This window comes from Pseudomonas paracarnis (assembly GCF_904063055.1).
GTDB lineage: Bacteria > Pseudomonadota > Gammaproteobacteria > Pseudomonadales > Pseudomonadaceae > Aquipseudomonas > Aquipseudomonas paracarnis.
Genome location: NZ_CAJFCN010000014.1, coordinates 92,886 through 114,363, shown reverse-complemented (window position 1 = coordinate 114,363; position 21,478 = coordinate 92,886). Strand labels below are relative to the sequence as shown.

Below are 21,478 nucleotides of genomic sequence, written 5' to 3'. Positions count from 1 at the left end.
CCTGTGAAGGTTATTGCCGGTAGCCGGTGAACACCGCCGAGAACAGCTTGCCGACCTTTGTTGTTGAGCCTCGATTACAGCAGCTTGGCTTGCCGCCTCACAAACGGCTGGCGAATGCGCGGCTGATACTTTTTTAACCTGAGGCACAGGATCAAAAAAGTATCAGCCTCAGGCGAAACCGGGGCTAGCGCACCGATTGCCAGTGCGGGTATTTTGGGAAAATTGCACCACCACAAGAGGCAGCATCATGCCCGTCAGCCCCGCCACCCTGTTCGAGCATCGCCCTGCGGAGCTTGAGGTGATCCTGACCGAACCGGAACATGGTTTTCGCTGGTTCGAACATGACTATCCCTATGAACTGGCACGCTGGAACCACCACCCTGAATTCGAAATCCACCTGATCCGCCAAGGCAGCGGCAAGCTGGTGGCGGGCGACTATATCGGTGCGTTCAGCGCAGGGCATGTCGCACTGATCGGCCCTGACCTGCCTCACGACTGGATCGGCGACCTGGCCCCCGGCGAATACCTGCACGGGCGTGATGTGGTGCTCCAATTCGACGGCGCCGCCCTGCTCGCTCTGCGCACCACCCTGCCGGAACTGGGCGAGTTACAGGCGTTGTTTGAACAGGCGCGACGCGGCCTCGAATTCACCGGAGCAACCGCCACACACGCCGCCAGGCTGATGGAGGCCATCGGCAATGCCCATGGTCTGCAACGCCTGACCCTATTTCTGCAACTGCTCGATACGCTGAAGAACGCCCCGCCCTCACAGGCCAAGACCCTGACCAGCCCGTGCTACGCACCGACCCTGGATGCGCGCAGCGCCGAACGTATCAACAAGGCGCTTGACTACCTGATGCGGGAACTGACCGGCGATGTACGCCTGTCGGACATCGCCCGGCAGCTGGACATGAGCGAACCTGGCTTTTCGCGGTTTTTCAAACGCAACACCGGCCACGGCTTTATCGACCTGATGCGCAAGTTCCGCGTGCAGCGTGCCTGCCGCTTGCTGTTGCACAGCCAGATGTCAGTGGCGGACATCTGCTTTGAGGTGGGTTACGCCAACCTGTCGAATTTCAATCGCCACTTTCGTATCGAAATGCACCAGACGCCGAGTGAGTACCGGCGACAGGCCGCACTTCAATTATTCACCCCGGTTGCCCATCACCCGCCGCCCTACTCGTCCGCCCCTTGAGCCAGTGCCTGCTGTGCCAGACGGGCAACCTGCAACTCAATCATGGCACGCTCGCGCTCCTGGTCTTCCAGAAACCAGGCGGCAGACAACCCGGCATGAGCCACCACCCATTGCAACAAACGCGGACGTGAGAGGCCGGCCGCCAGGGCGATAACCCCAACCTGGCGGCTGAAACGCAGTGGATCGCTACTGGTCGGCAAGTCCGGATTGCAGATCAAATTGGCGTAATCGTAACCGCGCTCGCCCATCACCCGCTTTGGATCAATCGCCAGCCAGCCACGAGGGCCAAAGTTGAGGATATTGTCGTGATGGCAATCACCGTGCAGTACCACAACCTCCTGTTGCGCAGCCAGCAATGTCCGGGCCGTCGCCGCGCAGTCGCGTAAGACACCGCCCTCCTGTTCGGCGGCGTGCCACAAGGATCGGAACCACTCATCCAGCCCGACCAACCCTTCGGGCGGCGACACACGAGGCGCATGCAGCCGGGCCAGGGTTGCGCAGGCGATCTGGCTGGCTTCGTCGTCCTGACCATTGAGGGCCATGCGCATCAAGGAACCTGAGCCCGTTGCGCGTTCCATTAACACTGCAGTGTGGTCATGGGCGAACACCCGTGCCGCGCCGTCACCTGCCCACCAGCTCAGCAGGCGGCCGCCGAGTTTTTCCTCAGGGGTATGAGCAATTTTCAACATCGCCGGCACGCCTTTCCAGCGGACCGGCAACAGGTCGCTGCCGGGTGTGACGATAGGCTGTCCATCAGCACTCAGCTCCCAGGCACGCAGGTAGTGTTCGAACATCAAGGTTCCTCCACAGGGGTGACGCATCAGGATGACAGAAATCCCAGTGTTTTCCTGACCAAAGCGTCGGCTAATTGCTCTTTTTTCTAAACGGTTCAAACCATTGACCCAAGTTGGTACAACCTGTGCAAACGTTTGCGGAACGAACTTGACCGCCAAGTTCACTCCTCCCCGTCGAATCGGGTTTAAACCGCGTAAGAATAAGGACTTTCAATGCACCCCACCTCAAAGCCTCGTGCTGGTCTTGGCGTTTCGTTGCTACTGGCCGCCGTTACGGGAGTACTCAGTGCACCCATTTTGGCGCAGGAAAAGCCCGTGGATGACTCAGCACAGGGCGAAACCCTCAGCCCTGAAGCCAACCCCCCGGCGAAAAAAGGCGTGTATCTGTCCGAGTGGTTCAACCAGGACCTCACGCTGATCGGCAGCAAAGACATCAGTTTCGGCCCCAAGCCTCAAGATGACGTCTACCTGGAATACGAGTACTTCGGGCGCAAGGGCCCCTTTGAGTTGTACGGCTATATCGATGTACCGAAGATCCTCACCATCGGTAACAGTAATGACAAAGGTGTGTGGGACCATGGCTCGCCGGTGTTCATGGAGCATGAACCGCGGATCTCCATCGACTACCTCGCAGGACGCAGCCTGGCAATTGGCCCATTCAAGGAATGGTATGTGGCCTTTGACTGGATCTACGACCACGGCAGCCGCAAGGAAAACCGCGCCAACACCCTGTACAGCGGCCTGGGTACCGATATCGACACCCATTCGAGGGTCAACCTGTCGGCCAATTTCTACGGGCGCTACCAGTGGGAAAACTACGGCGCCAGCAATGAGTATTCCTGGGACGGCTACCGAGCGCAGATGAAGTACATCGTGCCCATCGGCAAGTTCGACAACGGCGCCTCGCTGACCTACATCGGTTTCACCAACTACGATTTCGGCTCGGACCTGCACAAGGACAACCCGGCGCGCACCGCCAATTCCCTGGTGGCCACCAACGTGTTGCTGTACTCGTTTACCCATCTGCGCTTTACCCTGGTCGGCCGTTACTTTCACAACGGCGGCAACTGGGAGGACGGCAGCGAGTTGAATTTCGGCGAAGGCAACTTCCGCGCACGCTCAGACGGCTGGGGTTACTACGCCGGCGTGGGCTATCAATTCTGATCAAGGAGCTGTAGATGAACGCATTGACCCGTGTCTCGCTGGCCTTCGGCCTGGCCCTATTGCCCCACATGGTGCTGGCGGATAGCCCAGCACCGATCAAACCCAAGGTGATGCTGATCACCATGTTTGCCCCCGAGGCGCAAACCTGGATCGACCGCCTCGAACTTAAACAAGAAGTACGCGTTCCAGGCTTGTCCGCCGAATATCCAGTGATTCGCTGCAACAACCAGGACGTGTGCCTGCTGGTGACCGGCATGGGCCAGACCAACGCTGCCGCATCTACCCTGGCCCTGGCCTTGTCGCCCAAGTTCGACCTGCGCCAGAGCTACTTCCTGATCGCCGGGATCGCCGGCATCAACCCCAAGCACGGCACCATCGGCACCGCCGCCTGGGCCCATTACCTGGTGGAGTTCGGCACGCAGTGGGAGCTGGATTCACGGGATGCGCCCAAGGACTGGCCGACGGGCTATATCGGGATCAACACCAAGGGGCCCAACGAAAAACCTCCGCTGGACTACAAGACCGAAGTGTTTGAGCTCAACCAAAAGCTGCAAGCTAAGGCGTTTGCCTTGTCGCACAAGGTGGAGCTGACAGAAAGCACAGAGTCCGCCGCCTGGCGCAAACACTACCCCGCCGCCCCGGCCAACCAGCCGCCGCAAGTCACCCGCTGCGACACCCTGGCGGGCAACACTTGGTTTTCCGGCACGCGGTTGAGCGAACGTGCCGAAGTCTGGACCCAGTTGCTCACCGACAATAAAGGCGAATACTGCACCACCCAACAGGAGGACAACTCCACCTACGAAGCGCTGCTGCGCGCCAGCCGCGAAGGCTTGGTGGATATCCAGCGTCTGGCCGTGGTGCGCGCAGGCTCTGACTTTGACCGGCCTTACCCTGGCTACAGCGAAGTGGACAACCTGCTCAAGTATGCCGATCAGGGTGGGTTTGTACCGGCGCTGGAAAACCTGTACCGCACGGGCAATCCGTTGGTCCAAGCGATTGTGAAGAACTGGTCGGCGTGGGAAAAAGGCGTTCCCGAAACCGAATAAAGATCAACATTGTGGGAGCGGGCTTGCTGTGGCGAGCAAGCTTGCTTGCGCTGGGGTGCGTAGCGCCCCCAAAAAAGCCGGCTCCAGCTGCGCTGTCGAGCGGGAGCAAGCTCCCTCGCCACAGCAAGCCCGCTCCCACATTTCTATCCCATCAGGGCAGGAAAATGATTTTGTCTGGGCTGCCGTTGTTCACTTCTGCATAGCACTGAACACCCTCCACCAACGCCACTTCACGCAACCCCGTAGGCAGCGGCAACAGGCCTTCATCAAAGAAGCGCCCAAACGCCTCCAGCATCACCGCGCATTGTTCGCAGCTATAGAGCAAAGAGTTGATCCCCACCACCGACCCGCCCTTACGGTACAGCGCCAGGGCCGGTAACTGCACGTGGCCGTCAACCGGGGCGGCGATGATGGCGATGCGGCCGAACGGTGCCAGCCCCGCCACCGCGGCAGGCAGCCAGAAACCGGTAGTGTCAAAGATCACGTCGGCGCCGCCATTGAACACGGCCTGCACTTGCGCGCCCAGTTCCTCCGGCTTGCCCAAGGCAATCGCCTCCAGCCCTTGGGCCTGCAACAACTCGAGCTGATCGGCCTTGCGCACGGCCGCCAATACCTGCGCACCGCGTATCTTCGCCAGCGCCAACGCCGCACTGCCGACCGCGCCGTTGGCGCCGATCACCAGCAAGCGCGTGCCCTTGCCAACGCCGCTGCGCTCCAGGGCATCCCAGGCGGTGGTAAAGGGCACACCGAGGCTGGCCGCCTGGGCAAAGCTCAAGTGCGTGGGTTTGTGCGCTACGCCCTTGGCTGACACGCGCAGGTATTGGGCATGGGAACCGTCAGCGAAAAACCCCAGGTCACGACCGGTGCCCCAAACCTCCTGGCCGAGCAATGCCTGCGGGCCTTCCACCACCACGCCTGCGAAGTCACGCCCAGGGATGCGTGGCAGCGTGGTGTAGGGGAAACGGCCAAGCACGTTTTTGACGTCGCTGGGGTTCAGGCCCGCCGCGTTGACCTTGACCAACACTTCGTCGGCAGACGGTACCGGCATGGGCACCTCCACCAGGCGCAGGTGGGCGAGGTCGCCGGTGTCGGTAAATTGCAGTGCGTTCATAGAGGGCATCCGTGGAAGGGAAAAGGGATCAGGACAACCAACCACTGACCAACTGCCGCGCCATGGGCCAGAGCTTTTCGCCGAGCAGCATGCCCATCAGGCCGACCAGTGCGATAGCGGGCGGTGCAGGCGAGCGGAAGTCCAGCGCGCCGTAGATCACGCCGACAAACAGGCCGATGGCCAAGGAAATCAAATAGCTCATGAAGGCTGCGCCCGGTGGATTGATGGGCTCAGTCTAGGGCGCACCTACCGTGGGTATCGGCCAAGTGCTTCAGGATTTCGGCCAACTCCGGTACTGCGACGGCGACACGCCCAATTCGCGTCGGAACATGTCGCTGAAGCTGCTGGGCGAGTAACCCAGGGTGCGCGCTATGCCGCTCACCGACTGGCCTTGGATCAACTCCGCAGCCGCCGTGGCCAACTGCACCTGACGGCGCCACTGGGCAAACCCCATGCCCAGGTGCTGCTGGAACAGCCGCGCCAGGGTGCGCACGCTGGCGCCCGCTGCCTCGGCGTGCTGTTCGAACGGGATGTCCAGGGAAGGCGCAGCCATGACCGCCTGGCACGCATTGATCAGCCGACGATCCGCCGCCACCGGCATGGCGATGCGAATAGGCGAGCGCCGTGCGCGTTGCAACTCCAACAGAGCCAGGCCCACCACAGCGTCATAGTAAACCGCATCACCGTGATCACCCTGCTCGACCAAGGTCACGATCAACTCCCGCAACAAGCGGCCCACTTCGATGACCTGCACCTGGCTGTCCAGCGTCGCCGCCAACGCCGGGCGCAGGTAGATATTGCGCATCTGCAAATCGGAGACCACACGGATCCCGTGCTCCACCCCCGGCGGCAACCACACTGCACGCTGGGGCGGCACTACCAGGGCTTCGCGGGGCGTCTCGACCCACATCACACCGCTCATGGCGTAGAGCAACTGGCCCCAATCGTGGCTGTGCGGTTCTACGTACAACCCACGCGGGTAGGTACGCGCCAACGGCTGCACGGGAACGGCGTGATCACTAAGGTCGGGGGGCGCGGCCAGGGCCATGGCGGTACACATCAAACAAGGACGGGCGACCATGGTAAAGACTGGTCGCCGGCAAGCGAACTGTTTTTACTCATCCTGCAGGCACCGGGTGCCCGGGCCTGCAGGTCAATCCTGTCAACCGTGGGCCGACTTGGCGCATTCGCATCCCGTCGCCGCCGCGCAGGGTTCACCGTGAGCATGGTGCTCGGCACAGCCCTGGCAGCAATAGCCCTTGCCGTCTTTCATTATTGCGTCAGCGCCCAGTACACATTTGCAGTGAGGGCAAGCACAGGTTTGATCTGGCATGGTCAGACTCCTTGTTCATGGTCGTCCGATGCGGCGAGCGCCGCACCTTAAGCAGTGACCCTGGGCAAGCAAGCATGGTTCAGCGCCGTCAGTCGGCCCGGCGGCTATTACTGCGGTACATGAACACCAACGCCAGGGCGAGCAACAGCATCGCGAGGATACGACTGCCCGACAGCTCGATCGCCGGGTTGCCCAGCCAGCCAAAGTTGTCGATCAACATGCCCATGCCCAGTTGCCCGACAATCACGGCCACCGTGGCGACGGCCGTACCGACCACCGGCACCGCGCCGACCATCACCATCATGTACACCACGCCAAACAGGGCACCGGTCAATTGCCACTTTGGCACCTCCAGCAGGCTGACGGCCTGGGCCGGCTCGAAGAAAAATATCAACAACGTCGTGGTCAGCGCGCCCACCGCGAAAGTCAACAGACTGCTGCGCAACACTCCCACAGTCTGGCCCAGACGCCCATTGATAGCGGCCTGCACACTCAGCACCGCCCCCGCCGCAATCACCATCACCAACAACATAAATAGATTCATCGCCTTAGCCTCGTGCAATCAGAACCAGTGCCGCCACAATCAACGCCAACGCGATCCAGCGCTCGCCATTGACCCGTTTGCGCGCGGTGCCGAACCAGCCGAAGTGGTCGATCAACACACTCTTGCCCACCTGGCCCGAGAGAATCGCGATCATGGTCATCGCGATGCCGATGTGCGGTGTAGCCAGGGTCAACACCACTACATACATCGGCCCCAGAAACCCGCCGATCAACTGCCAGCGCGGCAGCTGCGTGAATGCCGGGCCCTTTTGCGGGCCGCTGAACAGCAGCAGTAAAAACAGAATCGCCGTGCCAACGCCAAAGATGCTCAACGTCGCCCACAAATGCCCGACCTGCGCGCCCAATGGCCCGAGCAACCCGGCCTCCACCGACAGGCCCATGCCCGCCAGAATCACCAACGGCAACAGCAGCAGCCGTAAAAGGTTGTTGCTCGGCCTGGCCTGCGCCAGGCCTTCGGTAGAACGTGCCTGCATACATCACCCGTGTATCAAAAAAGGAAAAACATGGCGCGCATTATCCGGTGGCCGCGCTGTGCGATAAATGGGAGTATGCGGATAACACCTTTGCGTAAAACGCACAGCCTGGAGAGATGATGCAGGGCTTGAATGAACTGAGTTTCAAGGCGCTACGCCTGTTTGTGGCCGTGCTGGACCAAGGCAGCTTTTCCGAAGTGGCCCGCCGCGAAAGCCTGGCGCCCTCCTCCATTTCGCGGCAGATTCAACTGATGGAACAGGCCGTCGGCCAGCAATTGCTCTACCGCCATACGCGTGCCGTCAGCCCCACCGAAGCCGGCCGCCTGCTGGGCCGCCACGCACGCTTGCTACTGGAGCAGTTGGAGACGGCGAACCAGGCCCTGCAGGAGCAAGACAGCGAGCCCAGCGGCCTGGTGCGCATCAACGCGCCCATGGTGTTCGGCCAGCGCCACCTTGCACCCTGGCTGGGAGCGCTGTGCCGGCGCTACCCGAAGTTGCAGCTGGATATCCAGCAAACCGACACCTTCGTCGACCCGCTGCAAGATGGCACCGACCTGCTGTTTCGTATCGGCGTGCTCAATGACTCGGGCATGCAGGCGCGCATCTTCGCGCCGCAACGCTTTCGCATCGCGGCCAGCCCTGCTTACCTGGCCCAACATGGCACGCCGCGCCACCCTGACGAACTGGCCCACCACCATTGCCTGGCCTACAAAGGCATCACCGGTCAGCAGCGCTGGTTCTTCCGCCGCGGCCAAGGCGACTGGACTGCCTACAGCGTCAGCGGCCCCATCACCGGCAACCACGCCGACACCCTCACCCACGCCGCCGAACAAGGCCTGGGCCTGGTGGTGTTTCCGTCCTGGCTGATTGGCGAAAGCCTGCGCGCCGGTACCTTGCAGGCGGTGCTGAGTGAGTACGAGGTCGCGACAACCCTGGAGCCCCAACAGATCGCTGCGTTGTGGCCGGGCAGCCGCAGGCTGTCGCTGAAGGTGCGCACGGTGATCGACTATTTCGTGGAGTGTTTTGGGACGGTGCCGTATTGGGATCGGTGAGTGTGACCGCCCCTGACGGAGCGCAAACTGTTCGAAGGCCGGGTTGAGAAAAAGAGCACATGACTCAACCCTGGCTCAGAACAACCACTGCCCGATCAACCACGCATTCGCCCCACTGATCACCGCGAACAGAAACCACGCCAGCAGCCGCGTGGGCAACCGGTTGACGAACGGCCCCATCAATTGCTTGTCGCCGGTCATGCGGATCAACGGGTACAACGCAAAGGGCAATTGCAGGCTCAGTACCACCTGGCTGAGAATCAACAGCTTGCCGATAGCATCGTCACCCATCAGCCATACCCCGAGAAACGCCGGGATCAGCGCCAGCCCACGGGTAATCAGGCGGCGCTGCCAGCAGGGTATGCGCAGGTTGAGGTAACCCTCCATAATCACTTGCCCGGCGATGGTGCCGGTAAAGGTCGAACTCTGGCCCGAAGCCAGCAAGGCGATACCGAACAGGACGCTGGCGAAAGCACCGCCGACCAAGGGGTCGAGCAGGTGATAGGCGTCCTGGATTTCCACCACATCGGTATGGCCGGTCTTGTAGAAGGCCGCTGCGGCTAGCACCAGGATCGCGGCGTTGACCAACAGCGCCAAGGCCAGGGAGCCGATGGTATCGATACGCGCCAGCTTGACTGCATCCTGCTTGCTCGCCAGGTCCTTGCCGATCAGGCGGGTCTGCACGATAGAGGTGTGCAGGTAGAGGTTATGGGGCATGACCGTGGCGCCGAGGATGCCGATGGCCAGGTACAACGGCGCCGCATCGCTGATGGCCGACAGTGACGGGGTGAACCCGCTGAGCACGTCGGGCCAGTAGGGTTTGATCAGCACCAGTTCGATGAAAAAGCACACGCCGATGGTGGCGACCAGCGCTAGCATGATCGCTTCCAGGCGCCGAAAACCGCGATTTTGCAGGGCCAGGATCAACAGCGTGTCGAATGCCGTGATGACAATGCCGGTGGTCAGCGACACGCCCAGCAACAGGTGAAACGCCAGGGCGCAGCCGAGCACTTCGGCAAGGTCTGTGGCGATGATGGAGATTTCCGCCAACACCCACTGGGTACGAGCAGAGCGCTGGCTGTAGCGCTCACGGCACAGTTGCGCCAGGTCCTTGCCAGTGGCGATGCCCAGCCGCGAACACAGGCATTGCACCGCCATCCCCGCCAGGCTGGCCAGCAGCACCACAAACAACAGGCTATAGCCGTAGCGTGAACCGGCCTCAATGGCCGTTGCCCAGTTGCCGGGGTCCATGTAGCCGATGGAGATCAACAGGCCGGGGCCAGCGAACATCAGCACCCGTTTAAAAAACGAGGCCTTGGGATCAACAGCGACAGAGCCGGCCACTTCCGGCGGGCAGAACGGGGCGGTGGCGATTTTCGGCAGGCTGAATTTCACGCGGTATTCCAGGCAAATACACAAGACTTGGGCAGCAGCTTATCAGTCGGACGCGACCGTGCGCATCACCGTGTCTCGCGGCAGGTCAAACGCTTCCACCACTTGCACCACCAGCTCCAGTTCCTGGTTGAGCGCCTCGCGCTCCATGCGTTGGCGGATCACGCCGACCACCAGTACCGCCAAGGTGGTGATCGAATACGCCGGGCCGGAAAACGCCCGAACGCCGCTTACCAGCAACATCGCCGCAGCCAGCGCCTGGCCCACTACCGGAATCGCCGTGGCCGCACCGCGCCGCAGGATAAACCCTGTCAGCCCGGCCAACGCCGTGCCGCTCAGGGCGGTGGTGGCCGAACGCCCCAGATCGAACCGGTTGAACAGCCCCTGCTCTTTTTGTGCCGCCGCCTTGAGCTCGGCCTCGAACGCCTGACGATCAGCGCGGCTGAGTTTGTCCTTGTACTGCTCGACCAGTGTTTCTGCGACCTGCCCTTCGATCTCGGCAAGCGCCACATGCTCAAGTGGTTGGTCGAACTTGATGCCCAGGCGTTGCGCCACATCTTCGGCAATCTGGCGATAGCCCACGCCATGGCCACGGGCCAGGTTCATAAAGCTATCACCGCCCATGCGCTGCAATTCAATGGCCAGTTTCAACGGTTCACGCACACTGGCATCAATCGCAGCACTGCGCTTTTGCGCCATCAGTTCGGCAAGAAACTTCAGCTCCTCCGGCCGCGCTTGCACCAACGCCGGGTACAGGTCCACGTCTGCTTCGGCAAACCGCACGTCACTGCTGCGCGAGTCCACACGGATCATGCCGCGCCGTTCCTGCAGCAAATCGGTGTACTGCACCACCGTCTTCAACTGCGGCCAATAGGCGGCATGATCGAAGCTGGCCAGGTGCACATTGGTGACCTTGGCCTTGAGCGCGGGCGTCACGTCAATCGCATAGCGACCGATGCAACGCTCGGTATCGGGCTTCATGGCCAGCGCCCAGTCCTTGCTGGAATGGCAGTTGATGAGCCGCCCCTTGAGCGGCGCCGACACTTCGTCCCACGGGCTCGAAGTACAGATCGCGCCGCCCATCAACAACAGGTTATTCAACGGCAATTCGCGAGCGATCTCGGGGCTGGCCAGCAGGCTCTTGACCAGAATGCGTGCGCCCAGGGAATGGCCGATCAGGTTGATGCGCCGCACCGGCAGCGCCTGGTTGTGCAGGTAGCCGGCCAGTTCGGGCAACAAGGTCTTGGCCACTTCATCCACCCGTGCCTCGACACTTTTGTAATGGTCGAGAAAATAGGCAATAGCCTTGCCCACGCCCACCGTCGCCGCGCCCAGGCCGCCACCGCCGAGCAGCGAGGCGAGCACCTCCTTGAACGGTGCAAACAGGTTTTCCAGAAAATGCCCCGCCGGCCAGAACAGCATCAAGTTGGTCGAGCCTTCGATACCCGCCAACTGCTGCTTGAAGTTGCCCAGTTGCTGGCGGTTGAAGAACGCCGAGTAACCGTGAACATAGAGATTGAGCACATCCCCCTGGGGCTCGCCACACAGGACGAACGTGGGCTTGCGGGTGCGGTGCATTTCATCCCACTGTTGTTGCATAGGGCGGCGACTCCGGTTGACGGGATGGCGATAGTAACAAACAGAGGCGATCAGAACGGTGAATCCTGACCGACGCTTGCAGAAGGGCCTGGCCAAAACAGTATTCAACCAAGACCAAACGCTGCGCGACTGCTTAAACTGTCTGGGGGGCATGGTAAAACAGCGCCCTGCCCCTTTACCGGAGACCACTGTCATGACGTCCAAAGTTGAACAACTCAAGCCATTTACCAGGGGCATGGGTGCAAAGTTGCGCACCTTGAGCCAGATCGAGCAACTGGCCAGCGTATGACCCTACTCTCCCCATTGGCCCAACCGCGCACCTTGGTGTTCCTGACGTATCCGCAGATGGGTTTGCTCGACCTGACCGGCGCGCAAACGGTGTTCTGGGCCGCCACCAAGGCCATGGCCGAACGCGGTTTGCAAGGTTATGTGCTGCACAATGCCAGCCTGGCGGGCGGGCTGATGCCAACCGCCGAAGGCTTGAGCGTCGACACTGTGGCTTTAGCGCAGTTGGACCCAGCCACCATCGACACCCTGGTGGTACCCGGCGCGCCCGCCATTGAGCAAGCCATGCTGGACAATACTGCGCTGGTGGACTGGCTGCGCAACGCCTCCGGTCAGGCGCGACGTACCGCGTCGGTGTGCAGCGGCACGTTTTTGCTGGCGTTGGCGGGCTTGCTGGAGGGTCGCCGCGCGGCGACGCATTGGGCCATGTGCGAGCTGCTCAAGCAACGCTTCCCGAGCATCGAGGTGGACGTGGACGCGATCTTCGTGCAGCAGGGCCAGGTGTGGACCTCGGCGGGCGTCAGTGCCGGGATCGACCTGGCGCTCGCGCTGGTGGAGGCCGACTGCGGGCGCGAAGTGGCGCTGCAAGTGGCACGCGAACTGGTGGTGTTCCTCAAGCGCCCCGGTGGCCAGGCGCAGTTCAGCCAGGTGCTGCAAGCGCAAACCGCCGACAGCGCCGGCTTTGATGCGCTGCATGCCTGGATCAGCGACAACCTGCGCGACAGTGACCTCAGCGTCGAACGCTTGGCCGCGCAGAGCCATATGAGCCCACGCAATTTTGCCCGGGTGTATAAGCAAAAAACCGGTCGCACCCCGGCCAAGGCCATTGAGCTGTTTCGCATGGAAGCGGCGCGCCGCATGCTTGAAGACTCACAGCGCAGCATCGAGCAGATCGCCGGGCTGTGCGGGTTTGGCGACGAAGAACGCATGCGCTGCACCTTCCACCGCCAGCTGGCCATCTCACCGCGCGACTACCGCGAGCGTTTTTCCCGCTAGGCCGACTGACCTGGCAGTCATCCAGGGTTATCTGTCCTTTCGGACAGACCCTGCTGCTTTTACAGTGATCCGGCAATGCCTTGCGGCTTACCTGGTCTCTGGAGCAACCCCATGAAACAACATATTCTGATCATCGGCGCTGGGTTTGGTGGCGTGTGGAGCGCCTTGAGCGCCGCTCGGCTATTGGATAAACACGACCGCAACGATGTGCGTATCAGCCTGCTCGCCCCCCAAGCAGAACTGCGTATCCGCCCGCGGTTCTACGAGCCCGATGTGCATACCATGCTGGCCCCGCTTGATGCGCTGTTCGACGCTGTGGGCGTGACCTTTGTGCAAGGCGCCGCCGACAGCATCGACGCCACTAATAAGCAAGTGACCTACCGCAACGCGGCCGGCATCCCGGCCACCCTCAGCTACGACCGCCTGGTAGTGGCTGCCGGCAGCCGCTTGAACCGCCCAAACATGGACGGCATTGCGCATGTGTTCGATGTGGATCAGATCGAAGACGCCGCGCGCCTTGAGGCCCATATCAAGGCCCTCAAAAATCTGCCCGACAGTCCGGCCCGCAATACCGTGGTGGTGGCCGGCGGCGGCTTTACCGGTATCGAGACCGCCACCGAAATGCCGGCGCGCCTGCGTGCGGCACTGGGTGAGACGGCCAACATCCGTGTGATCGTGGTCGACCGCGGGCCGCAGATTGCCGCGTCGATGGGCGATGGCATACGCCCCTCGATCATCGAAGCCAGCCGCGAGCTGGGGATTGAATGGGTACTGAACACCTCGGTCGCCTCGGTGGATGCCGGTGGCGTGACCCTGGCAGATGGGCAGCGGATTGAATCAAGCACCGTGATCTGGACCATCGGCTTTCGCGCCAACCCGCTGACCGAACAGGTTGAGGGCACCCGCGATCCCCAGGGCCGCCTGCACGTGGACGCCCACCTCAAGGTCAAGGGCCAGGCTGCCATCTTCGCCGCTGGCGACGTGGCCTACGCCGCCACAGACGCGCTGGGCAACTTCGCTGCCATGTCCTGCCAGCACGCCATCGCCCTGGGCCGCTACGCCGGCAACAACGTCGCCGCCGATCTGATCGGCGTGGCCCCCATGGCCTACAGCCAACCCAAATACGTGACCTGCCTCGACCTCGGCGCTTGGGGCGCGGTGTACACCGAAGGCTGGGACCGTCAGCTCAAGCTGGTGGGCCAGGAAGCCAAGGAACTCAAACAGCAGATCAATAGCGTGTGGATCTACCCACCGGCGGCGGATAGAGCAGTGGCACTGGCGGCGGCGGATCCGTTGATTCCGGTGGCGTAGGAAAGTCAGCGAACGCATTGCTCAAGGCAGTGAAGATCAAATGTGGGAGCTGGCTTGCCTGCGAAAGCGGTCGCGCAGCAACAGATGCAGTGGCTGACACACCGCCATCGCAGGCAAGCCAGCTCCCACATTAAGTCTGCAGTTATCCGGTGGATACGGGGCGATCAGCTTGGCATCGGGGCACCACCCAGCCCAAACCGCCGAATCGCCAGGCAATACCCCACCAACGCCAACCCCGCCAGCAAACCGCCCGCCGCGCCGATCCAGGCGAAGCCGAAGTGGCTGCCGACCCAACTGCCCATCAACGCACCACCGCCGATGCCGATGTTGTAGATCCCGGAAAACATCGCCATGGCCACATCGGTGGCGTCCGGTGCCAGCACCAGCACCTTGGACTGCATGGCCAGGCCAAAGCCCATGATCGCCATGCCCCAGAAAATACTCAGCCCCACCAGGTAAGACTCGGCGCCGCTCAACGGCAGCATCAGCGCCAGGCACGCGGCGAGGATAGACACTGCGCCGATCACGAACAGGTGGGGGTTGAGGCGATGCACCAGGCTGAACAACAACGAGCCGATGATGCCAGCACCACCGAACACCAGCAGGATCAGGGTCACGGCACTGCCGCCCAGGCCGGCGACGCCTTCGACGAAGGGTTCGATGTAGCTGTAGGCGGTGAATTGCGCGGTAACGGTCATTGCGGTCAGCACATAGAGCGCCACCAGCGCAGGACGCTTGAACAGCAGCGGCAGACTGCGCAGGGAGCCGGAGTTCTGGCTGGGCAGCAGCGGCAAGGTGCGCCCCAGCCAGAACACCAGGGCTGCGGCGAACGCGGCGATCACCAGGAAGGTAGTGCGCCAGCCCATGGCCTCGCCCAACAGGCGGCCCAAGGGAATGCCCAACACCATCGCCAGGGATGTGCCGGTGGCCAGCAAGCCAAGGGCCTGCACCTGCTTGCCCTCTGGCGCCAGGCGTACAGCCAGCGAAGCCGTGATCGACCAGAACAACGCATGGGCCAGGGCGATGCCGACCCGACTGACCATCAGCAAGCCGAAGCTGGTGGCGACGCTGGAGAGGATATGGCTGGCGATAAACAGACCGAACAGCACAATCAACAATTTGCGCCGTTCGACGTTGCGGGTCAGTAGCATCACCGGCAGCGAGGTCAGCGACACGATCCACGCATAAATGGTGAGCATCAGGCCGACGCTGGCGACGGGCATGTCAAAGCTGGCGCCGATGGCGCTGAGCAGCCCGACGGGGACGAATTCGGTGGTATTGAACACAAACGCGGCCAGCGCAAGGGCGATGACCGGTTGCCAATTGGCTTGTGGGGTTGCGGCTGAAAGGCTCATTGACGGGCGCGGTACTCTGACGGTGATCAAGCGGCCACCCAGGACAAGCGCCGCCGCCGAGCATTCTATAGGTTTCTCGCACCGCTGTTGCTGCGGATCGTCGCCCGGCGGCCTACGGCGAAGTCATGGTAATGATGTAGTTGCCTGACTGGATGAGCTTGCCGGCGCTGTCTACCAACACATAGCGCTGATCGTAATAGCGCCCCTTGCCGCTGTCCGCCACCAGCCGCACATGGGGTGCATCGACACTGACAACCGGCGCCACACTGCGCACCTCGATTCGGCTGCCACGACTGGATTGGGCACAGCCGCGCAGTTCCATCACTGAACCGCTGCGCGCATTTGTCGCACACCCTGACTCGACAATGGCGCCGCTGAACCTGATGGTGCCCTGCCCCACGGTTTGTGCGGCGCCGCAGGTACTTGCCCACAGCCCCAGAAGGCCAGTCATTACCGCTACACGACGAACGTTCATGCCGACACTCCTTCTTGGGTTAGTTAAGAAGTAAGTCGTCGTCACGCCGGTTAACTTGAGCTTATTTACCCGCGAATGAGAGGTGCATCACGGATCCACCTGCCCCATTAACTCGGGGATGCTCTCCGGCCGCTGGGCATAGCGTTGGGCCAACGCCGCGCAGACCATCAACTGGATCTGGTGAAACAGCATCAACGGCAAAATCAACACGCCCATGCTCGCCCCGGCAAACAGCACCTGCGCCATCGGCACGCCGGTCGCCAGGCTTTTCTTCGAACCACAGAACAAGATGGTGATGCGGTCTTCCTGGTTAAAGCCAAACGCCTTGCCCAGCAGCGTAGACGCCACCAATACCAGGGCCAGCAGCACGCAGCAAGCCACCACCAAGCCGCCCAACTCCCACAGCGGGATCTGGTGCCAGATGCCTTCGTTGACCGCCTCGCTGAAAGCCCCGTAGACCACGAGCAGAATCGAGCCCTGGTCGACGAATTTCAGCCAGGCTTTGTTACGCCCGACCCAGCCACCGATCCATCGGCTGGCGACTTGCCCGGCAATGAACGGCAGCAACAACTGCACGCTGATTTTGACAATCGCATCGACTGTGGAGCCGCCATCCCCATGCACGTTGAGCAGCAGCGCTACCAGCAGCGGCGTCAGGAAGATGCCGAACAGGCTGGACGCCGCCGCGCTGCAGATGGCCGCCGGGATGTTGCCGCGGGCCAGGGAGGTAAAGGCAATCGCCGATTGCACAGTGGCCGGCAAGGCGCAGAGGTAGAGCATGCCCATGTACAGCTCGTTGCCGATCAACGGCGACAGCACTGGCTTGAGCGCCAGGCCCAACAACGGAAATAGTACGAAGGTCAGGCTGAACACCAGCAAATGCAAACGCCAGTGGCCGGCACCGGCGACGATAGCCTTGCGCGACAGCTTGGCGCCGTGGAGGAAAAACAGCAGCGCGATGGCCAGGTTGGTGACCCAGCCGAACGCCACGGCGGTCTGGCCGCTGGCGGGCAGCAGTGAAGCGAGGATCACCGTGGCGATCAGAGTGAGGGTGAAGTTGTCGGGGAGAAACCGGGGCCGGGTCATAAGCAATTCTTCCAGGGGTTGCCAAGAGCGTCGCGACGACTCTAACGTAACCACCTGTTACCGACTAACGCCAATGAGCCAGTAAATGCCGCCTAAAGGACATGAAAAAGCCGTTCGCCGCAGTGTCCCAGGGCTTTCCAGCCTGCCGAGGCCGGTGTACGGGCGTACTGAATCCTTGCCCAACCGTGCGCTGACGCGACGCCACAGCCACCCGTGGGTGCAGCTGTCCTACGCGATTTCCGGAGTGCTGGAGATCCAGACCAGCGTTGGCCGTTTCGTCGCACCACCGCAGCGCGCGGTGTGGATTCCGGCCGGCATGCCCCATCGGGTGTTCAGTTCACCCCATACGGAAATGCGCAGCTTATACCTCGATTGCAGCGTCACCGCCTGGGCCGCCGAGCGTTGCCAGGTGCTGGAGGTGAGCAGTTTGCTACGCGAGCTGATCCGCAACTTCAGCCAATTGCCGGTGGAATATACCGAGGACGGGCCGGACGGGCGCCTGGCTCAGGTACTGCTCGATCAACTCGCCGCCGCCCCCCAGGTGGATTTGATGTTGCCACTGCCTCACGACCCACGGCTGCGACAGATCTACCGCAGCCTCAACCTGCATCCCGAGCAGCAGACGACGTTGGGCGAGTGGAGCCGCAAGCTGGAGGTGAGTGAAAAGACCCTGAGTCGGGTGTTCCTGAGTGACACCGGGCTGACGTTTCGCGCATGGCGCCAGCGCCTGCGCCTGTTGAGCGCCCTGCCCGCCCTGGAACAAGGCGAGCGGGTGACGGATGTGGCATTGGGGTGTGGCTATGAATCGACCTCAGCCTTTATCAATGCATTTCGTCAGCAGTTTGATTCCACCCCCGGTGAGTTCTTCCGCTGACCCTCCCGCGACGCAAATAATCCCCAAACCCACGCTCGGCTGGTATTGTGCCGCGCTTTGAGACACAGCAACCGACTGCGAGGAATGGACGTTGAACACTGACGAAAAAATGACCGGGGACCTGTTCGAGGTTGATAAGCGCCTGTCACTCAAGCCCGTGGTGGACTTCAACGCCTACCTGCGCAGCGCCTTCGGTGACGGCCCTTGCACCTGCGTGCGCTGCGCTGCCAGCGGTGGTGATGAAAGTAGTTATGAGTTCCAACATACCTTCGCCTTCGAAGGTAAGCCCGTGCACCGCCGCTTCGCTTCGACGGCAGGCAGTGATGTATTGATGGCGCTGAAAAAGGCATGGTTGTCGTACACCAAAGCCGAGCTGCCGCTCAGTGGCGTGTTGGCGCTGGATACGGTGAAAGAGTTTGTCGAGCCGCAGTTGCACAAACGCCTGGCGCCGTTGTTTGTGGCCAGTGGGCTGGTCAAGGATGTCGACGGCGAACTGCGCATCCAGCCGCAAGCCACGGCCTGACACAGGCTAATGTGGGAAATACCACTTTTGAAGCAAAGAAGATCCATGTGGGAGCTGGCTTGCCTGCGAAAGCGGTAGTGCAGTAACAGTGGCCGTTACCGCAGCAATGGATATGTACACATTCCAACTGTGTTGACTGTCAGGCCGCCTTCGCGAGCAAGCCCGCTCCCACAGTAGGATTGTGGGGTGTCAGGTAGATAGGTATTGCTTGTCATGCCGTCTTCGCAGGCAAGCCAGCTCCCACATTGGTCATGCATTGCCCACAAAATCAGCGTCCGGCACAGATCCCCTGTGGGAGCGGGCTTGCCCGCGAAGGCGGCGCGTCAGTCACTGAATATTCAACTGAACCACCGCTATAGCAGGCAAACCAGCTCCCACATTTTTCCGGTTATTGGCCTAGAACCCGGGAACACCTTGTACGCGCAACTCAGGGGTCAGTTCGTCCACTGGCTCGGTCAGCGGCCGGTCGCTCCCACCCGGTAGCAGGATCACCTTGCGGCATTCCTCTTCGGCTTTATCAAACAGCTCATACCCCCGCGCCGCCTGCTCCAGGGGCAGCCGGTGAGTGATGATCGCCTCCGGGTGCAGATGCCCCAGCTCGATGTGCTCCAACAACTCCGGTAAGAACCGCTGCACATGGGTCTGGCCCATCTTGAAGGTCAGCCCCTTGTCGAAGGCATCGCCGAACATGAAGCCATGGATAAACCCGGCATACACCCCGGCGACACTGACCACGCCACCGCGACGCACGGCGGCGATGCACTGGCGCAGCGCCTTGCCGCTGCTACCTTCGATCTTGAGGGCAGTGAGCAGGGTTTCTGTAGTGCTGCCCTTGGCCTCGAAACCCACCGCGTCCACCACACCATCGACGCCGCGCATGCCGGCGGTCTGGCGGATGATGGTGTCCGCCGGGTCCTCGTCTTCTTCGAAGTTGATCGGGATCACACCGTACATTTTCTGCGCATAGGCCAAACGATACGGATGGTCGTCGACCATGAAGATCTGCTCGGCGCCCAACATTTGTGCGCAAGCCGCACTGAGCAGGCCCACCGGCCCGGCGCCATAAATCGCCACACTAGAGCCTTTGCCAATGCCGGCATTGGTCACTGCCTGCCAGGCGGTGGGCAGGATATCGGAGAGGAACAGCACCTTCTCATCCGCCAGGGTGCCGGGCACCTTGAACGGCCCGGTGTTGGCCTTGGGCACCCGCACCCACTCCGCCTGGCCGCCGGGAATGCCGCCATACAAACGGCTGTAGCCGAACAGCGCGGCACCCGGCGGGATGGCTTTTTTATTCAGGATCGCACCGCGCCCATCGTTGGTGGTTTCGCAAGCGGCGAATTGCTGGAGCTGGCAGAAAAAGCAATCGCCACAGGCAATCACGAACGGAATCACCACGCGGTCGCCGGGTTGCACGGCGGTGACGGCCGGGCCGGTTTCTTCGACGATACCCATGAACTCATGGCCGAAGATATCGCCGTGCTCCACGGTCGGGATCTTGCCCCGGTACAGATGCAGGTCCGAGCCACAGATCGCGGTGGCGGTGACCCGCAGAATGATGTCGTCGGGTTGTTCAATCATCGGATCGGGCACGGTATCCACCTGCACCTTGTGTGCGCCCTGGTAAGTCATCGCTCGCATGCTCTGCGCTCCTGCCGTTGAGGGGTTATTCATTAAGGGCAGAGCAGCCCCCTCAGTGTTCCATCAACCTCGATCAAGACCCGATCAATGGTCGCCGCGAGTCTGGGCCAACAGCAGGTCGACCACCTGGCGCAAGCTGGCAAGCGCATCGGCGCCGCTGGCCTGGGCCTGGGCCTGCCAGCGCAACTGCTCGGCCGCGCTGTTGCCGCGTCGCAGCAGCGCCTGCAGGGTATCGAACAGCAGCGGCTCGCCCATGACCTCAGCGGTGGCGGCAAAGGTCTGCCTGGCGCCTTGCAGCCATTGCTCAGCGCTGCCCAGGGTGCCTGCGTCGTCCAAAGCGAAGGTGCCAGCGGCCCCATAACGCTTGGCCTGCCAGCGATTCTCCTTGAGCAGCCAGCGCGCCTCGGCACTGAAACCAGCGCCAGGACGCTGCATCGCGCAGGCATGGGTAACCATCACCCGAAACAGCGTGGCGAGGGCCAAGGCGTCCGCCAGCCGTGGGCAGGCGTCGGTCATGCGCAGTTCCAGGGTGGGGTAACGCGCCGCCGGGCGAATGCCCCACCAGCCATTGCCATCGGCCTTGATCGCGCCGATGCGCTGCAAAAGGGCCAGGTAGCGCAGGTACTCGGCCCAGTCGCTAAAGTGCTCCGGCACGCCCATGCGGGGCCACTCGTCGCACGCGGCCTGGCGGTAGCTCATAAAGCCGCTGGGCGCGCCGTCCCAGAAAGGCGATGAGCAACTGAGCAGCAACAACAACGGCAGCCACGGCGACACCTGGTTCATCACCGCGATACGGTCCAGCGTTTGAGGCACCTGCACATGCACATGCAGCCCGCACAACACACTGCGCCGCGCTACATATTGAATATCGTCGAACAGTTGCCGGAAATGCGCCTGATCGGTCGGCTGTTGACCACGCCAATCGGCCAGGGGGTGGCTGCCGGCGCACACCACACCGAGGCCGAACTCAGCCAGGGATTGCGCCAGGTTGCGGCGTACTGCTCGGAAGTAGTCCGCCGCTTCGGCGCTGGAGGTGAACACCGGAGAGGCCGCCTCGATCTGGCCCTGGAACATCTCAAACGAGAAGCCTGCGCCAATCGCTTCGCGGCAGGCTGCCAGCACCGCCGCCGAGGGCTCGCCGACCATCTGGCGGCTGTGCAGGTCGGTGATGAAGTATTCCTCTTCAATGCCAAAGGTGAGCATCGGGTA

22 protein-coding genes are annotated in these 21,478 nt (G+C 62.0%); 8 read left to right on the top strand and 14 right to left on the bottom strand.

Going from position 1 to position 21,478, the window contains the following annotated elements:
• Positions 1-247: 247 nt before the first annotated feature.
• Positions 248-1,195 (top strand): helix-turn-helix domain-containing protein, encoded by a 948-nt coding sequence (locus tag JMV15_RS23985; protein WP_201491938.1) that lies wholly within the window; start codon positions 248-250, stop codon positions 1,193-1,195.
• Here the strand turns inward: JMV15_RS23985 and JMV15_RS23980 are convergent.
• Complete coding sequence (locus tag JMV15_RS23980; RefSeq protein WP_201491941.1) at positions 1,177-1,989, bottom strand: aminoglycoside phosphotransferase family protein; 813 nt, start codon at positions 1,987-1,989, stop codon at positions 1,177-1,179. The two genes, JMV15_RS23985 and JMV15_RS23980, sit on opposite strands and share 19 nt — an antisense overlap.
• Positions 1,990-2,202: 213 nt before the next feature.
• Between JMV15_RS23980 and JMV15_RS23975 the strand changes: the two genes are divergently transcribed.
• Entirely contained in the window at positions 2,203-3,153 is a 951-nt protein-coding gene (locus JMV15_RS23975) for a nucleoside-specific channel-forming protein Tsx (protein WP_032872109.1), read from the top strand.
• A gap of 14 nt (positions 3,154-3,167) precedes the next feature.
• Positions 3,168-4,199: a purine-nucleoside phosphorylase gene (locus JMV15_RS23970; protein ID WP_014718841.1), complete on the top strand. Its 1,032-nt coding sequence runs from the start codon at positions 3,168-3,170 to the stop codon at positions 4,197-4,199.
• A gap of 151 nt (positions 4,200-4,350) precedes the next feature.
• Here the strand turns inward: JMV15_RS23970 and JMV15_RS23965 are convergent, their stop codons facing one another.
• The 6 genes from JMV15_RS23965 to JMV15_RS23940 form a co-directional block, all read right to left on the bottom strand.
• Positions 4,351-5,310, bottom strand: coding sequence for a quinone oxidoreductase family protein (locus tag JMV15_RS23965; RefSeq protein WP_014718842.1), 960 nt, complete (start codon positions 5,308-5,310; stop codon positions 4,351-4,353).
• Positions 5,311-5,338: 28 nt separating this feature from the next.
• Positions 5,339-5,512 carry a DUF1427 family protein gene (locus tag JMV15_RS23960; protein ID WP_014718843.1) on the bottom strand — a complete coding sequence of 58 codons (174 nt, stop codon included), beginning with the start codon at positions 5,510-5,512 and terminating at the stop codon, positions 5,339-5,341.
• 69 nt (positions 5,513-5,581) lie between these two features.
• A complete protein-coding gene (locus tag JMV15_RS23955) occupies positions 5,582-6,358 on the bottom strand; it encodes an AraC family transcriptional regulator (RefSeq protein WP_019816817.1) in 777 nt (258 codons plus the stop codon).
• 114 nt (positions 6,359-6,472) lie between these two features.
• Positions 6,473-6,643, bottom strand: a complete 171-nt coding sequence (locus JMV15_RS23950) for a putative metallothionein (protein ID WP_019816816.1) — start codon at positions 6,641-6,643, stop codon at positions 6,473-6,475.
• Positions 6,644-6,731: 88 nt separating this feature from the next.
• Positions 6,732-7,187, bottom strand: coding sequence for a DMT family transporter (locus JMV15_RS23945; RefSeq protein ID WP_201491937.1), 456 nt, complete (start codon positions 7,185-7,187; stop codon positions 6,732-6,734).
• A gap of 4 nt (positions 7,188-7,191) precedes the next feature.
• Positions 7,192-7,680: a DMT family transporter gene (locus JMV15_RS23940; protein ID WP_014718846.1), complete on the bottom strand. Its 489-nt coding sequence runs from the start codon at positions 7,678-7,680 to the stop codon at positions 7,192-7,194.
• Between the two features lie 119 nt (positions 7,681-7,799).
• Here JMV15_RS23940 and JMV15_RS23935 point away from each other — a divergent pair, with 119 nt between their 5' ends.
• Positions 7,800-8,732, top strand: a complete 933-nt coding sequence (locus JMV15_RS23935; RefSeq protein WP_014718847.1) for a LysR family transcriptional regulator — start codon at positions 7,800-7,802, stop codon at positions 8,730-8,732.
• Between the two features lie 75 nt (positions 8,733-8,807).
• Here JMV15_RS23935 and JMV15_RS23930 read toward each other — a convergent pair whose 3' ends face one another.
• The gene (locus JMV15_RS23930; RefSeq protein WP_201491936.1) at positions 8,808-10,127 is read right to left on the bottom strand and encodes an Nramp family divalent metal transporter; all 1,320 of its coding nucleotides are present in this window, start codon (positions 10,125-10,127) and stop codon (positions 8,808-8,810) included.
• A 42-nt stretch (positions 10,128-10,169) separates the two neighbouring features.
• Positions 10,170-11,723: a DUF726 domain-containing protein gene (locus JMV15_RS23925; RefSeq protein WP_201491935.1), complete on the bottom strand. Its 1,554-nt coding sequence runs from the start codon at positions 11,721-11,723 to the stop codon at positions 10,170-10,172.
• A 285-nt stretch (positions 11,724-12,008) separates the two neighbouring features.
• Here JMV15_RS23925 and JMV15_RS23920 point away from each other — a divergent pair, with 285 nt between their 5' ends.
• Positions 12,009-13,004, top strand: a complete 996-nt coding sequence (locus JMV15_RS23920; RefSeq protein ID WP_032902879.1) for a GlxA family transcriptional regulator — start codon at positions 12,009-12,011, stop codon at positions 13,002-13,004.
• A 111-nt stretch (positions 13,005-13,115) separates the two neighbouring features.
• Positions 13,116-14,315: an NAD(P)/FAD-dependent oxidoreductase gene (locus JMV15_RS23915; RefSeq protein WP_201491934.1), complete on the top strand. Its 1,200-nt coding sequence runs from the start codon at positions 13,116-13,118 to the stop codon at positions 14,313-14,315.
• A gap of 164 nt (positions 14,316-14,479) precedes the next feature.
• Here JMV15_RS23915 and JMV15_RS23910 read toward each other — a convergent pair whose 3' ends face one another.
• From JMV15_RS23910 to JMV15_RS23900, 3 genes are all read right to left on the bottom strand, one after another.
• The gene (locus tag JMV15_RS23910) at positions 14,480-15,670 is read right to left on the bottom strand and encodes a sugar transporter (protein WP_038450480.1); all 1,191 of its coding nucleotides are present in this window, start codon (positions 15,668-15,670) and stop codon (positions 14,480-14,482) included.
• Positions 15,671-15,782: 112 nt separating this feature from the next.
• On the bottom strand, positions 15,783-16,145 hold the full coding sequence (locus tag JMV15_RS23905) for a type 1 fimbrial protein (RefSeq protein ID WP_014718853.1): 363 nt from the start codon (positions 16,143-16,145) through the stop codon (positions 15,783-15,785).
• A gap of 87 nt (positions 16,146-16,232) precedes the next feature.
• Positions 16,233-17,231 carry a bile acid:sodium symporter family protein gene (locus tag JMV15_RS23900; protein ID WP_034127750.1) on the bottom strand — a complete coding sequence of 333 codons (999 nt, stop codon included), beginning with the start codon at positions 17,229-17,231 and terminating at the stop codon, positions 16,233-16,235.
• Between the two features lie 85 nt (positions 17,232-17,316).
• On the opposite strand from JMV15_RS23900, the gene JMV15_RS23895 reads away from it, so the two are divergent.
• Both JMV15_RS23895 and JMV15_RS23890 read left to right on the top strand, forming a co-directional pair.
• Positions 17,317-18,105, top strand: a complete 789-nt coding sequence (locus JMV15_RS23895; protein WP_014718855.1) for an AraC family transcriptional regulator — start codon at positions 17,317-17,319, stop codon at positions 18,103-18,105.
• 91 nt (positions 18,106-18,196) lie between these two features.
• Entirely contained in the window at positions 18,197-18,628 is a 432-nt protein-coding gene (locus tag JMV15_RS23890; protein WP_019816809.1) for a hypothetical protein, read from the top strand.
• 396 nt (positions 18,629-19,024) lie between these two features.
• On the opposite strand, the gene JMV15_RS23885 is transcribed toward JMV15_RS23890, so the two are convergent.
• Both JMV15_RS23885 and JMV15_RS23880 read right to left on the bottom strand, forming a co-directional pair.
• Positions 19,025-20,269, bottom strand: coding sequence for a zinc-dependent alcohol dehydrogenase (locus JMV15_RS23885; RefSeq protein WP_166405948.1), 1,245 nt, complete (start codon positions 20,267-20,269; stop codon positions 19,025-19,027).
• 84 nt (positions 20,270-20,353) lie between these two features.
• Positions 20,354-21,472 carry a carboxylate-amine ligase gene (locus tag JMV15_RS23880; RefSeq protein ID WP_106111275.1) on the bottom strand — a complete coding sequence of 373 codons (1,119 nt, stop codon included), beginning with the start codon at positions 21,470-21,472 and terminating at the stop codon, positions 20,354-20,356.
• Positions 21,473-21,478 lie beyond the last annotated feature (6 nt).